12 protein-coding genes are annotated in these 13994 nt (G+C 74.7%); 5 read left to right on the top strand and 7 right to left on the bottom strand.

Translation table 11 applies throughout. The features are described 5' to 3' along the window. Positions 1 to 24: 24 nt before the first annotated feature. Together ACZ6R6_RS00360 and ACZ6R6_RS00355 are read right to left on the bottom strand one after the other, a co-directional pair. On the bottom strand, positions 25 to 3102 hold the full coding sequence (locus tag ACZ6R6_RS00360; protein WP_470088927.1) for an AfsR/SARP family transcriptional regulator: 3078 nt from the start codon (positions 3100 to 3102) through the stop codon (positions 25 to 27). A gap of 181 nt (positions 3103 to 3283) precedes the next feature. Then, the gene (locus tag ACZ6R6_RS00355) at positions 3284 to 4804 is read right to left on the bottom strand and encodes an MFS transporter (RefSeq protein ID WP_470088925.1); all 1521 of its coding nucleotides are present in this window, start codon (positions 4802 to 4804) and stop codon (positions 3284 to 3286) included. 246 nt (positions 4805 to 5050) lie between these two features. Between ACZ6R6_RS00355 and ACZ6R6_RS00350 the strand changes: the two genes are divergently transcribed. From ACZ6R6_RS00350 to ACZ6R6_RS00340, 3 genes are all read left to right on the top strand, one after another. Continuing rightward, positions 5051 to 5857: an SDR family NAD(P)-dependent oxidoreductase gene (locus tag ACZ6R6_RS00350; protein WP_470088923.1), complete on the top strand. Its 807-nt coding sequence runs from the start codon at positions 5051 to 5053 to the stop codon at positions 5855 to 5857. A gap of 238 nt (positions 5858 to 6095) precedes the next feature. Then, entirely contained in the window at positions 6096 to 6458 is a 363-nt protein-coding gene (locus tag ACZ6R6_RS00345; protein WP_470088921.1) for a YciI family protein, read from the top strand. A 2-nt stretch (positions 6459 to 6460) separates the two neighbouring features. Then, positions 6461 to 7708 (top strand): RNA polymerase sigma factor, encoded by a 1248-nt coding sequence (locus tag ACZ6R6_RS00340; RefSeq protein WP_470089504.1) that lies wholly within the window; start codon positions 6461 to 6463, stop codon positions 7706 to 7708. 31 nt (positions 7709 to 7739) lie between these two features. Here ACZ6R6_RS00340 and ACZ6R6_RS00335 read toward each other — a convergent pair whose 3' ends face one another. Then, complete coding sequence (locus ACZ6R6_RS00335; protein ID WP_470088919.1) at positions 7740 to 8477, bottom strand: sulfite exporter TauE/SafE family protein; 738 nt, start codon at positions 8475 to 8477, stop codon at positions 7740 to 7742. A gap of 313 nt (positions 8478 to 8790) precedes the next feature. Continuing rightward, positions 8791 to 9579: an SDR family NAD(P)-dependent oxidoreductase gene (locus tag ACZ6R6_RS00330; RefSeq protein ID WP_470088917.1), complete on the bottom strand. Its 789-nt coding sequence runs from the start codon at positions 9577 to 9579 to the stop codon at positions 8791 to 8793. A 113-nt stretch (positions 9580 to 9692) separates the two neighbouring features. On the opposite strand from ACZ6R6_RS00330, the gene ACZ6R6_RS00325 reads away from it, so the two are divergent. Continuing rightward, the gene (locus ACZ6R6_RS00325; RefSeq protein WP_470089502.1) at positions 9693 to 10289 is read left to right on the top strand and encodes a TetR/AcrR family transcriptional regulator; all 597 of its coding nucleotides are present in this window, start codon (positions 9693 to 9695) and stop codon (positions 10287 to 10289) included. Positions 10290 to 10328: 39 nt separating this feature from the next. Here the strand turns inward: ACZ6R6_RS00325 and ACZ6R6_RS00320 are convergent, their stop codons facing one another. Then, entirely contained in the window at positions 10329 to 11252 is a 924-nt protein-coding gene (locus tag ACZ6R6_RS00320; protein ID WP_470088915.1) for a cyclase family protein, read from the bottom strand. 30 nt (positions 11253 to 11282) lie between these two features. On the opposite strand from ACZ6R6_RS00320, the gene ACZ6R6_RS00315 reads away from it, so the two are divergent. Beyond that, positions 11283 to 12545 carry a serine hydrolase domain-containing protein gene (locus tag ACZ6R6_RS00315; RefSeq protein WP_470088913.1) on the top strand — a complete coding sequence of 421 codons (1263 nt, stop codon included), beginning with the start codon at positions 11283 to 11285 and terminating at the stop codon, positions 12543 to 12545. Positions 12546 to 12547: 2 nt separating this feature from the next. Here the strand turns inward: ACZ6R6_RS00315 and ACZ6R6_RS00310 are convergent, their stop codons facing one another. Continuing rightward, complete coding sequence (locus ACZ6R6_RS00310; protein WP_470089500.1) at positions 12548 to 13339, bottom strand: SDR family NAD(P)-dependent oxidoreductase; 792 nt, start codon at positions 13337 to 13339, stop codon at positions 12548 to 12550. Continuing rightward, entirely contained in the window at positions 13339 to 13959 is a 621-nt protein-coding gene (locus ACZ6R6_RS00305) for a cysteine hydrolase family protein (RefSeq protein WP_470088911.1), read from the bottom strand. The genes ACZ6R6_RS00310 and ACZ6R6_RS00305 overlap by 1 nt, the downstream gene beginning before the upstream one ends. Positions 13960 to 13994 lie beyond the last annotated feature (35 nt).

Below are 13994 nucleotides of genomic sequence, written 5' to 3'. Positions count from 1 at the left end.
AGGCCGGAGACAGTCGGCTGACAGTCAGGGGAGGACTGTCAGCACCTCCTCCCGGCCCAGCGCGGCGCCCCTGGCGAACTCCGCGGCGAACGCCTGCGCGCCGATGAGCTCCGTGGCGCCCGCGGCGGTCCCGGCGACGTCTCGGTCGCCGGTGACGGCCATGCCGCGCAGCGCCACCCCCACACCGAGCAGGAACGCCGCCCGCCCGGCGGCGCCTTCGAGCAGGGCCAGCCCGGCGTGCCCCTCGACGACCTCGGCGAGATCCGTCGCCACCGCCGTCGATGCGCGGGCCAGGGAGAGCGCCTCGCGGTGGCGGTCCCTGGCCTCGGCGAGGTCGCCTTCGGCCTGGGCCAGCCGTCCCAGCCCGGTGAGCACCAGCGGCCTGATGCCCTCGGCGGCGTAGGTGCCGGGGTTGACGGCCTCCAGCGCCGCCGTGTAGTGCTCGCGCGCCTCGGCGTGGTCGCCGCACAACCGGGTGAGCTCGCCCCATCCCAGCTCGACCAGGGATGACCGGTGCGACGTGCCCGTCCTGCGCACCAGCTCGGCGGCGCGGTGCAGGTCGGCGCGGGCCGCGGGGAGGTCGCCCTCGCGCAGCAGCCCGCCGGCCCTGCGGCAGAGCACATCCGCCATCTCGTCCAGGGCGCCGAGCTGTCCGTGCAGGTCCAGCGCCTGTCCCCACAGCCGCCTGGCCCGCGCCCAGTCGCCCCGCCAGTTGGAGATCAGCCCCAGCCATTCGAGCCCCTGCGCCGTCCCCCAGCGCTCGCCCGCGGCGCGGAAGCCCGACAGCGTCGACTCCAGCCCCCGCTCGGCGTCGATCACCCTGCCGTCGAGCAGGTGCACCAGGGACTCCCCCAGCATGGACACGGCCCGGCTCCACGGGTCGGAGCCGAGCAGCCGCCCCCGCCTCAGGGTGGACTCCGGATCCGACGGTCCCGCGACCATGCCCCACAGCACGTTCGCGAACGGGTGCCGCAGCTCCCGGTCCAGTGACCGCATGATCTCCTCGGCCCGCGCCCACTGCTCCGGCGGGACATGCGGTACGGCCTGCAGCACGCACATGACGTACTCCTCGTCCAGCGCCTCGGGCGGCCCGGCGCCGAACCGTTCGAGCAGCCGCAGCGCCGACGAGGCCGCCTGACCGCGCCGCCCGCTCAGCCACCAGTACGCCGCCAGGGCCGCGATCAGCCGCAGCGCCGTCTCGGGGTCGCCCTGTGTGGCGTGGCGCAGCGCGGCCTGCAGGTTGCTGTGCTCGGCGGAGAGCCGGGCCAGCCATCGGAGCTGCTCGGCCCGGCGCAGCCACGGCTCGGCGCGCTGCGCCAGGTCGAGGAAGTAGGCGGCGTGAGCGTCGCGCAGCCGCTCCCCCTCCCCGGCCTCCGCCAGCCGCTCCGCGCAGAACAGGCGGATCGTGTCGAACATCCGGTAGCGACCGTCACTTGCCTCGATGAGGGACTTGTCCACCAGATCGGCCAGCACCTCGCCGGTCCCGCAGACCCGTTCGACCGCCTCCAGGGACGCGCCCCCGGAGAACACCGAGAAGCGCCTGGCCAGCGTCTGCTCCTCGGGGCCGAGCAGGCTCCAGCTCCACTCCACCACCGCGCGCAGCGTCTGGTGGCGGAGCGCCGCGGTGCGGTCGCCACGCGACAGCAGCGTGAACCGGCCGTGCTCGTTCAGGCGCGCGGCGATCTCCTCCACGGTGAACGACCTCACCCTCGCCGCCGCCAGCTCGATGGCCAGCGGCGACCCCTCCAGCGTCACGCAGATCTCGGCGACCTCGGGCCGCATCGTGAAGCCGGGACGTACGGCGGCGGCCCGCTCGGCGAACAACCGCACCGCGGGGTAGGCGAGCGCGTCCTCGGGGTCCGTGCCCGGGGGCGGCACGGCCAGCGGCGACAGCGGTAGGAGCATCTCGCCGGTGAGCCCGAGCGGCTCGCGGCTGGTGGACAGGATGGACAGCCCCGGGCAGGCGTCGAGCAGCCGGCGGGTGAGCGCCGCGGCCGGCGCGATCACGTGCTCGCAGTTGTCCAGGATGAGCAGGATCTCCTGGTCGGCCAGCGCGCTCACGAGCCGGTCGGCGGCGTCGGACCGGCCGAGGTCCGGTGGCCGCAGCCCCGCCTCGCGCAGGCCGAGCGCGCCCAGCACCGCCTGGGGGATCTGGCCGCCGTCGTCGAGCGGGGACAGGTCGACGAAACACGTGTCCTGCCCCCGGCGACGGGCCGCCTCGACCGCCAGCCTGGTCTTGCCGGTGCCGCCGGGACCGGTCAGGGTGACCAGCCGGCAGTCCCGGAGCGAGTCGATCCGCTCCAGCTCCGTCGCGCGGCCCACGAAGCTGGTGAGCTGCGCGGGGAGCCGGTGGCGGGCCGCCTGCCCGCGCGCCCGCTCACCGCGCAGGATCGCCAGGTGGAGTGCCGCGAGCTCGGGCGAGGGGTCGGCGCCGAGCTCGTCGGCCAGCAGCCGCCTGATCTCGTCGAAGACGGCCAGCGCCGCCGCCTGCTGCCCGGCGGCGTGCAGCGCCCGCATGAGCTGGCCGCGCAGCCGTTCGCGCAGCGGGTGCGCGGCCACCAACTGCCGCAGCTCGGCCGTCGAGGTGCCCTCGGGGAGCGCGAGCTCGGCCTCGACGAGGTCTTCCCGCGCCGCCAGCCGTATCTCTTCCAGGCGGGCCGCCTGCGACGGCGCGAAGGGCGATTCGGCCACGTCCGCCAGCGCGGGTCCTCGCCACAGCTCCAGCGCGTCCTTGAGCGATCTCGCGGCGCGCTCGTGGTGCCCCGCGGCCAGGAGCCGGCGCCCCTCGCGGGCGAGCCGCTCGAAGCGGTGGGCGTCCACGTCGTCGGGGTCGACCGCGACCCGGTATCCGGCCCCGTGGAACTCGATCAGGTCAGGGGGGAGGTTGCGGCGGAGCCGGGACACGTGGGCCTGGATCGCGTTGGCCGCCCCGGCCGGCGGATCGTCGCCGTACTGGCCGTCGATCAGCCGGTCCACGCTGACCAGCCGGCCGGCCTCGAGCAGGAGCAGCGCGAGGAGCGCACGCGGCCGCGGCCCCCCGACGGAGACCGCTCCACCCTCAACCGTCCGGACCTCCAGCGGCCCCAAGATGCCGAACTGCACGGAACCGATTGTGTCCCATGCGTCCCGCCCGCGAGGCCCGCCGTCCGGCCGCGCGGCCGGCCGCTGTTCATCGCGCCGGAGGCGGCCGGCACCGTGTCCGTGCCGATGCTCCGGGTCAGGCCCGGCGTGGACCACGGTGCCGTCACGGTGATGACCGGCCGCCTCGATCCCTCGTTCCCGGTCATTCCCGGCGGGAGCGCCTGGAGCGCGCTCCGGAGTGCAGTCTCACCAGGGCCGGGATGGCGAGGGCGAAGACGATCAGCAGGGCGAGACCGGCCCGCAGGGCGCCGGCCCAGTCGGCGAGGCCCGTCCGGGCCGCCCCGGCCACCCCGGCCGCGGCGGCCCCGCCGTCGAGGACCGCGAAGAAGACGGCGCCGACGGCGGTGACGCCGAGCACGCCCGCCATCTCCTGGACGGTGCCGAGCACTCCGGCCGCCACCGCGGCATGGCGATCACGCACCCCGGCCAGCACTGACGCGATCAGCGGCGACATCACCCATCCCATCCCCGTCCCGGCCACCGCCAGTCCGGCCGCCAGCCATCCGACCGGACCCGCGGCGGCGTGATACAGCAGGGCCAGCCCGGCGGCCAGCGCCAGGCCGCCGGCGCACGGCAGCCGCCGGCCCAACCGGCCGGCCAGCCGCCCGGCGACGGCCGAGCCGGCCAGGAATCCGGCGTTGAGCGCGGTGACCAGCCCGCCGGCGGCCGGCGGCGCCAGCCCCCGGCCGTCCTGCAGGTAGAGCGCCAGCACGAACGGCAGCCCGGCCGAGCCGGCGAACAGCGCCAGCACCGCGGCCAGCCCCGGCGCGAACCCCGGCTCCCGGAAGATCGCCAGATCCAGCAGCGGGGCCCGGCCGGCCGCGGCCCGCCGGCGCTGCCGGCGGGCGAACCCGGCCAGCAACGGTACGGCGGCGGCCAGAGCGGGCCACGTCCAGGCCGGCCAGCCCTGCTCACGGCCCACGCTCAGCGGCCCGGCCAGCGCCAGCAGCCCGGCGGCCAGCAGCAGCGCCCCGGCCCCGTCCAGCCCCCGCCACCGCCGGCCCGGGCGTCTGTCGTCGGGCCCGGGACGGCCCGCCCCGGGCAGCAGGAGCGGGGTCAGGGCCAGCGCGGCCAGCCCGATCGGCAGGTTGACCAGGAAGCAGGTGCGCCAGCCCAGCCCGGCCGGATCGGCGGCGACCAGCAGACCGCCGGCCGACTGGCCGCTCACCCCGGCCAGGCCGACCGTGGCGCCGTACCAGCCGAACGCGCGGGCCCGGCCGGCGCCGGGGTACAACACCGTCAGCAGCGCCGGCACCTGCGGCGCCAGCAGCGCCGCCGCCAGCCCCTGGCCGACCCGGGCGGCCACCAGCGCGCCCGCGGTGGGCGCCGCCGCGCAGGCCGCCGAGGCCAGGGTGAACAGCGCCAGTCCGGCGGTGAAGACACGCCGGGGTCCGTGCAGGTCGCCCAGCCGCCCGGCCAGGATCAGCCCGGCCGCGTAGGCCAGCCCGTATCCGGCGATCACGAACTGCATCGCCGCCGCACCGGCCTGCAGATCCCGCCGGGTGGAGGGGATCGCCACGGTGACGATGAAGAAGTCGAGCGTGGTCATGAAGACCGCGGTCAGCACCACCGGCAGGGCCCGCCAACGGTTCCGGTCCCTGTCCGGCACTCCGCGCGAGCCGGGAGGGCACGGCGGGCAGGCAGGCGGCGTGATGGTCGGCATGTGGGGGTCTCCAGCGTCTGATCGCCGGCCCGCGCCGGCGACGCCCCACCTTGGCCAGCGGCGACTCGCGGCGCTGGCGTATTTCGGCCGTCGATGTGCCGGGGCGGCCGCGCCGGATTGCAGGTCCGAATTCAGCTGAAATTACTGGTCTGAAGCTCGCCGGGGACGGGCCGCACGCCCGCCGTAGCTTTGCCCCATGAAGCTCCCCTTCCAGCCGGAAGGGGCTGACGAGGAGAAGAGCACACCATGGATCTGCAGCTTTCCGGCCGCGTCGCGGTCGTCACCGGCGCCTCCAAGGGCATCGGCCTGGCCGTCACGCGCACCCTGCTCGACGAGGGGGTCCGCGTCGTGGCCGCCTCGCGCAAGAGCACCCCGGAGCTGGAGGCGCTCGGCGGCGCCGGGCTGCTCCACGTGCCGGTCGACCTGATGGACCCCGAGGCGCCCGGCCAGGTCGTGGCACGTGCGGTGGAGGAGTTCGGCGGGCTCGACATCCTGGTGAACAACGCCGGCGGTCCGCCGCCCGGCGTCGCCCTGCCGCGCTTTTCGTTCCTGGCGCCCACCGACGACGACTGGCGGGTGATGTTCGAGTTCAACCTGTTCTCGGTCGTCCGTGCCATCCGTGCCGCCATCCCGCCGATGCTCCGGCGGGGCGGCGGTTCGATCGTCAACGTCTCCTCGGGCAGCGCCCGGCTGCCCGCCCCGATGAACGTCGACTACAACGCCGCCAAGGCGGGCCTGAACAACCTGACCAAGGCGCTGTCGGAGGAGTTCGCCCCGCAGGGCATCCGGGTGAACACCGTCTCGCCGGGGCCCGTGCGGACGGCGTGGTGGACCGAGGAGGGCGGTGCGGCCGACATCATCGCCGCCCAGGCGGGCACCGACCGTGACAGCGTGATGGACAGCGTCGCACCGGAGATGATGAAGCTGTCGACCGGGCGCCTCGTCGAGCCGCAGGAGGTGGCCGACGTGATCGCCCTGCTCGCCTCGCCGCGCTCGGCGAGCACGACCGGCGCGGACTTCGCCGTCGACGCCGGGTTCCTCAAGGAGGTCTGACCCGCCGGAGTCCACCGGCCCGGACCTTCCCGGCTGCTCCGTCCCGGTCCCATGGGTCCGGGCGGAGGGCGGGGACCGTGGACCGTCCCTCCGGGCCGCTCAGGGGACCGAGGTCCCGTCGGCGGCACGGGAGAGAATTTCGAGTATTTTGTCACCGGATGTCGAGGGCCTGTCTCCGGCTCCGACCGAGAGGTGACAGCGCGCCGGCAGGGCGCGCGCGATCGAGGGGACACCCGGGATGAAGTACGTAGCGATGATCTATGGCAACCAGGCCAAATGGGACTCCTTCCCGGCCGAGGCGTGGCCGGAGGCCATCGCCAGGCAGGAGGCGTTCAACGCCAAGTATCGGGAGACCGGGGAGCTGCTGGGCGCCTACGGTCTGGCGGACGCGGCCAACGCCAGGCTCGTGCGGCGTGAGGGTGGAGCCCCGGCGGTCACCGACGGGCCATACCTGGAGACCAAGGAGTACATCGCCAGCTTCTACCTGTTCGACTGCGAGAGCGAGGAGCGCGCGCAGCAGATCGCGGCGGACATGCCCTTCGCCGACGTGGATCCGGTCGAGCTCTGGCCGGTCCTGCACGGGTCCGCGGCGGACATGTGAGCGTGGACCGCGGTGTCGAGGACCTGCTGCGCGAGCTCGCGCCGCAGGTCCTCGGCGCGCTGGTCCGCCGGTACGGCGTCTTCGACGCGTGTGAGGACGCCGTCCAGGAGTCGTTGCTCGCCGCCGCGCTCCAGTGGCCGGCCGAGGGGATGCCGGACAGCCCGAGGGGCTGGCTGATCACCGTCGCCTCGCGCAAGCTGGTGGACCAGGTCCGCAGCGAGCAGGCGCGGCGGCGCCGTGAGGACCGCATCGCCCTGGCCACCCCGCAGGCGGAGCTGCTCAGCCGGGCCGCCGACGCCGATCCGGGCACCGACCGGGACGACTCCCTCGCGCTGCTGTTCCTGTGCTGCCACCCGGCGCTGTCGGAGCCCAGCCGGATCGCGCTGACGCTGCGCGCCGTCGGCGGCCTGACCACCGCGCAGATCGCCGCGGCCTTCCTGGTCCCGGAGGCGACCATGGCCCAGCGCATCAGCCGGGCCAAGCAGACCATCAAGACCTCCGGCACCCCGCTGCGCATGCCCGAGGCGGCCGACCGCGCCGAACGGCTGGGCGCGGTGCTGCACGTGCTGTACCTGATCTTCAACGAGGGATACACCGCGACGGACGGCGCCGACCTGACCGCGCCGGCGCTGTCGGCCGAGGCGATCCGGCTCACCCGGATGCTGCACCGCCTGCTGCCCGACGACGGCGAGGCGGCGGGGCTGCTGGCGCTGATGCTGCTCACCGACGCGCGCCGCCCCGCCCGCACCGGTCCCGACGGCGACCTGGTGCCGCTGGCCGAGCAGGACCGCGGCCGGTGGGACCGCCGGCTCATCGCCGAGGGGATCGAGCTGATCAGCCGGACCCTGCCCCGGGGGCAGGTCGGCCCCTATCAGCTCCAGGCGGCCATCGCCGCCGTCCACGACGAGGCCGAGCACGTCGACGCCACGGACTGGGCGCAGATCCTCGCGCTGTACGGGCTGCTGGAACAGCTCGCGCCGAACCCGATGGTCACCCTCAACCGCGCGGTCGCCGTCGCCATGGTGCACGGCCCCGCCGCCGGGCTGGACCTGCTGGCCGGCCTGGAGTCCGACAGGCGGATGGCACGCCACCACCGCCTGCTCTCGACCCGCGCCCACCTCCTGGAGCTGCTCGGCGAACACGACGGCGCGGCGGACGCCTACCGCGACGCCGCCCGGCGCACCACCAGCGCGCCGGAACGGCGCCACCTCGCCTCCCGCGCGGCACGGCTGGCCGCCGGACGGAGCTGAGCCGGACCGCCGGTGGCCTGTGGATGAGGCTTCACAGGAGCAGGCGCACCGCGGCGAGCAGCGTGAGCGCCACCGTGATCCGCTCGAACAGCCTGCGGTCGATGCGTCCGATGACCACGCGGCCGGCCGCCGCCCCGGCGAGGACGGCCGGGAAGGTCAGCGCGGCGAACCCGAGCGTGGCCGGGGTGACCAGGTCCAGCGCGACGCTGAAGGGCACCTTGAACGCGTTGATGATGAGGAAGAACCACGCGCTGGTCCCGAGGAACCCCAGCATCGGCAGGCCCGCCGCCAGCAGGTAGAGGGCCATGACGGGCCCCGCCGCGTTGGCCGTCATGGTCGCGGCGCCGGCGAAGAACCCGGTGAGGGCGGCCACCGGCCTGCGGTGGGCGAGGGAGTCCTCGGGGCCGCGGCGCCGGTTCCACAGGTGGACGGCGAGGATCGCCAGCAGGATCCCCCCGATCAGCCGTCTCATCTGCGTGTCGTCGACCCAGCGGACGACGACCGCGCCGGCCGCCACGCCGGCGGCCACCCACGGCAAGAGCCTGACCAGCTTCGGCCAGTCCGCGTGGCGGCGGTAGGCGACCACGGCGACCACGTCGCCGACCAGCAGCAGCGGCAGCAGGATTCCGGTGGACTGCTTGGCCGGCAGGACGAGCGCGAACAGCGCCACCGCCACCGTCCCCGCGCCGGAGACGCCCGTCTTGGAGAACCCGACCAGGAACAGGGAGAGCAGGATCACCGCCCATTGCAGGACGTCGAGAGTGGGCATCAGCCGCGCCGCCGCCGCGGCTCCGGCGCGGGGAGCGCCCGTTCCGCCGGGTGAGCGGGCCGTCCCCGCCGTCCGGCGGCCGCCTCCCGGACCCGTCCGATGCCGGCCATGGTCTCCCCCTGACGTGGCCCGCCCGGAGCCGCCGTGCGGCCGCCCCCGTGACCGGCCAGAGGACATCATGCCGTGCTGTGCGGTTTCGGGATGAATTGCCCCTATGATCCCGCTCCGGACCGGCCGGGCCCCGCGCCGGCGTGCCGGAGCGCTCCGCCGGCGGGGGCGCCGCCACCGTCCGCCGGGGCCCGCCGTACCCGGGTCAGACGGTCTTGACGGACCCGCCGTCGACGAGGTGGTCGGCGCCGCTGACGCTGGCGGCGTGCGGCGAGGCGAGATAGACGACCATTGCGGCCACCTCGGCCGGTTCGACGAGACGGCCCGTGGTCATGCCCGTCCAGGCCGGTAGCTGCGCCAGCACCTGCCCGTGCTCCAGCCCCATCGACCTGGCGAGCTCCGCGCCGTAACCGGCCGGGTCCTCCCACATGGAGGTGCGCACCACGCCGGGCGAGACGGTGTTGACGCGCACCCCCCGGGGGCCGAACTCCTCGGCGAGGGCCTTGCCGAACGCGGTCAGCGCCGCCTTGGCGGTGGTGTAGGTGACGGGGCCGGAGTGTGGCATCCGGGCCCCGTTGGAGGAGATGTTGACGATGCTCCCTTGGCTCCGCAGGAGGCTGGGGAGCGCGGCCCGGGTGGCGCGGACCGCGCTGAGGAAGTTGAGGTCGAACGCCTGCAGCCACTGCCCGTCGTCGAAGCCGAGGAATCCGCCCAGCTGTCCCTCGCCCCCGTCGCCGCCGCCGACGTTGTTGACGAGCAGGTCGATCTCGCCCAGCTCCGCCAGCGCCTCGCCGATCAGCAGCGCCGGACCCTCCTGTGTGGACAGGTCCACCGGCACGGCGGTCGCGCCGGTCTCCTTCAGCTCGGGCGAGACCGTGCGCGCGCCGGCCACCACCCGCACCCCCTCGGCGGTGAGCGCGGACACGATCGCCAACCCGATCCCCCGGCTGGCCCCGGTCACCACGGCGGTCTTCCCGCTCAGTCCCATGTCCATGAGAGCCCCTTTCCAGAATCTGCATCACTCAAGACGCAGTCAACATAGTAGTTGCAACATGAATGTTGCAACTAATGGCGGAGAGGCGTCTCTGGTGTAGTCTCCAGTCCGTGATGAGGGCGCAGAGCGCGGCGGAGGGCGACGTGGCGGGCCACGGCGGCCGGGCGCGGCGCGCCGACGCCGAGCGGACCGTGCTGGCGATCCTGGAGGCGGCCGAGCGGGTCCTGAGCAAGAACCCCGCCGCGACCATGGAGCAGATCGCCGAGGCCGCCGGTGTCGCCCGCACCACCGTCCACCGCCGCTTCGCCTCCCGCGAGGCGCTCGTGGACGCCATGACGGCCTGGGCCACCCGCCAGTTCGGCGCGGCCGTGGACGCCGCCCACTCCTCGACCGCCCCGCCGCTGGTCGTCCTCCACCAGGTGACCGCGAACGTCCTCCGCATCAAGATCGACTGGGGGTTCGCCATGGGCCGGGCCCCGCAGGGTGATCCCGAGGTCGCCCGCGTCCACGCCGCCGTGCTGGACAAGTGCGACGAGATGTTCCGCCGCGCGCGGGCGGCGGGCGTCCTGCGCCCCGACGCCGATCTCCGATGGACCCGCCGCGTCTACTACGCCCTCATCCACGAGGCCGCGCAGAGCGAGGGCGACGCCGACACCCTCGCCGTCCAGGTCGTGGACACTCTCCTGCGGGGCGCCGGCGCCGGCCACTGAGTGCCGCCCGCGTCCGGGGCCGCCGCGGACCTGGGACCGCTAGAGGATCGCCAGGGGGTTGATGGGGCTGCCGGTGCCTCCTTCGATCTTGAGGGGGGCCGCGACGAAGACGAAGTCCCCGCCCGTACGGCCGGCGCACGCCGCGGCCAGTTCCTCCAGCCAGAGCATCTCGGCCAGGTGGATGCCGTGCCGCCAGAGCAGGATCATGTGGAGGTCGTCCTCCAGGCCCTCGTCGGCGAGCTGGCGGGCGTTGAGGCCGCCGATGGCGGCATTGTCGGAGGCGACCATCGCGACGTCGCGGGAGGCGAGCCAGCGGCCCGCGTCGGCCGACAGGCCCGGCTGGCCGGACCAGTAGTCCTCGGGGGAGCTGTCCCAGACCAGGGGCCAGCCGGTGCGGACGACGGCCACGTCGCCGGGCCGCACGTCGTCGCAGATCTCCCGCAGCAGGTCGCCGGAGACGCGCAGGTCCACCGGGAGGTGGTCCAGACCCAGGTGGCGGGGGACGTCGAAGAGCACGGCCCGGGCCACGACGCCGCCGACGGTCTCGATGCCGCACCGGGCCGCGCCGTACGATCTGACCCTGGCGGCGGGATGGCCGTTGTAGATCTCCTCCCCCGACCACATGTGGCACAGGGCGTCCATATGGGTCGTGGTGCCGTGGCAGGTGACGATGACGGCGTCGTCGGCCATGCGGAGACCCGCGCCGACCGGGCGGGTCCCGGCCGCGTAGTCGCCGCCGTCGACCGACATGAAATGCTGCGGCAGCGGGCGGCCGCGCAGGTGGGGGACCGTCGTGGGGGCGGATGAGGAGGTGGCCCCCCTGAGGGGCATGGCCAGGCTGATCACCTGGCCGGTGGCGGCCGAGGCCAGCGCGGTGAGGACCGTCGCGGGGGTCAGCAGGTTCAGCGTGCCGCGCTGGTCGTCTGGGCCGAAACGGCCCCAGTTGTTAGGCTCGGTGACCAAGCAAGTGCTCACTTTCATGGAGGGACGGTCATGACGGCGGTTCACGGGCAGTGCGATCCCCGGTTCTCCCGGGTGCGCGAGGTGTTCGACGGACACTTCGCCGACGGCGATGAACTGGGCGCGGCGTTCGCGGTCTTCCTGGACGGCGAGCCGGTCGTGGACCTGTGGGCCGGGGTCGCCGACCGGCACAGCGGGCGGCCCTGGGAGCGCGGCACCCCGGCGCTGACCTACTCGTGCACCAAGGCGGTGACCGCGACGGCGGCGCTGCTGCTGGCCGAGCGCGGACTGCTCGACGTCGCCGCGCCGGTCGCCGACGTGTGGCCGGAGTTCGCCCGCGGCGGCAAGGAGCGGATCACCGTCGAGCACCTGCTGACCCACCAGGCGGGGCTGCCCGTGATCGAGGAGCCGGTCCCGGTGGAGGAGTTCGAGGACCAGGCCGCCATCGCCGACCGGCTGGCCGGGCAGACGCCGATCTGGGAGCCGGGCACCGCGCACGGCTATCACGCGCTGACGTACGGCTTCCTGCTCGGCGAGGTGGTCCGCCGGGTGTCGGGCAGGTCCGTGGGCGAGTTCGTGACCGCCGAGATCGCCGCGCCGCTGGGGCTCGAACTCTGGTTCGGCGCGCCGCAGGACGTGGCGGCGCGGGCGGCGCGGCTGTCGGCCGGGGAGCGGCGCGGGACCGCCGGAACCGCCGGGACCGCGGAGGGCACCGGGACCGCGGGGGGCGCGCAGGCGCCGCCGTCCGGGGCCGCCCCGGACACCGTCCTGCGGGTGTCGGGAGCCGCCGCGCCACCCGGCGACCCGCTGGCGGAGATGTCCAGGGCCGTCCTCGACAAGGACAGCCTGATGAACCGGGCGCTGGGCAACCCGCCGATCCACCTGCTGAAGGGGGGCGCCAACCACCCGGTCATGCTCCGCTCGGGCTGGCCGGCGATAGGGGCCGTCGCCACGGCGCGGGGCCTGGCCGGCTTCTACCGCGACCTGGTCGCCGGGCGGATCCTGCGCCCGGAGACCCTGGCCGGGGCCGTCCGGCGGCGGGTCGACGGCCCGGACAGGGTGTTGTACGTCGGCAGTTCCTTCGGCCTGGGCTACATGCGCCCGGCCCTGACCTTCCTCACCCCCACCGCGGGGGCGGAGTCCGCCTTCGGCCACACCGGCATGGGCGGGTTCCTGGGGCTCGGTGACGTCGAGCACGGCCTGGGCATGGGTTACACGATGAACAAGATGGCCGGCGCGGTCTCCAACAGCCTCCGCGCCTACCGCCTCGCCGAGGCCGTCTACGGCTCCCTCTAGCCTCAATGCATCGTGATGCCGCCGCTGACCGACATGATCTGGCCGGTGATGTAGGCGGCCCTGTCGGTGCAGAGGTAGGCGACCAGGCCCGCCACGTCCTCGGGGGTGCCGAGGCGGCGCAGCGGGACGCTCCGGGTCAGCTTGTCCACCAGCCCCGGCCGGTCGGCGTCCACGCGGCGGAGCATGGGGGTGTCGGTGGGCCCGGGGCAGACCACGTTCGAGGTGACGTTCGCCCGGGCGGCCTCCCGGGCGAGGGTCTTGGCCAGGCCGAACAGCCCGGCCTTGGTCGCGGCGTAGGCGCCCTCCCCGCCGGATCCGGCCCGCGCGCCGTCGGAGGAGATGAAGATCAGGCGTCCCCAGCCGCGCCCGGTCATCCCGGGCAGCAGCAGCCGGGTGAGGAGCATCGGACCGCGCAGGTTGACCCGCCACATCAGGTCCCAGTCCGCCGGGTCGCTGTCGGCGAACGGCTCGACGACCGACACCCCGGCGCCGTGCACCAGGATGTCGGGCGCCCCGGCGCCGCCGCAGAACTCCGCGATGGACCCCGGGTCGGTCAGATCCACCGGCAGCGCCGTGGCCGGCGCCCTGGGCCCGCTCGGCGCCCCGGCCCTCGCGCCCAGTCCCAGCGACTGGCTGTTCAGCTCGTCGGCGATCCCGGCGGCGCCCGCCCCGTCCACGTCGGCCACGACGAGCCGGGCGCCGAGCGAGGCGAGGTCGCGGCAGATGGCCGCGCCGATCGCGCCGGCCCCGCCGGTCACCACCGCGGTGCGGCCGTCCAGCCGCAGGCCCTCCATCATCTCCAGACCTCCACGAGATCGGCGGCGGTCACCCGCGCGGCCAGCAGGCCGACGGTGTTGGCCAGTACGGCCTGCGCGTAGTCGTCGGGGACCCCGGCCACGGCGTCGGTCACCACCGCCACCCGGTAGCCGAGGTTGACGGCCTCCAGGGCGAGCCCGGGGATGCCGAGGTTGAGGGAGAGCCCGACCGCGACGACGGCCGAGACGCCGAGCGAGCGCAGGGTCGTGTCCAGCGAGGTCCCGGTGAAGGGCGAGAAGCCGTGGTAGCGGCGCGACTCCAGGTCGCCCGGGTCGAGCAGCGCGGGCAGGACCTCGATCGCGCCGGTGCCCTCCAGCATGTGCGCGGGGTCCTTGAGCAGGGCGGTGATGAACGGGCAGTTGGCGGTGTGCGACCCCGCCCGGTCGGCGCGGAAGGCGGCGGTGCAGTGGACCACCGGGATCCCGGCGGCACGGGCCGCGCTCAGGACCGAGGAGGCGTTGGCCACCACGTTCCGCCGCGCGCACACCTCCACCAGATCTGGAAATCTCGCCAGATCGCCGACGACCCCGCGCTGCATCTCCATCACCAGCACCGCACTGTGCCCCGGTGCGGCCAGTGACCCCAGATCGACCGGCATACGGCCTCCAAACGCCCGAGCGCTTGCTTGGTTGT

The sequence above is a fragment of the Streptosporangium sp. NPDC048886 genome, assembly GCF_055586905.1.
Note: the sequence above shows the minus strand (reverse complement) of the source record. Positions and strands in the feature narration are given on the sequence as shown.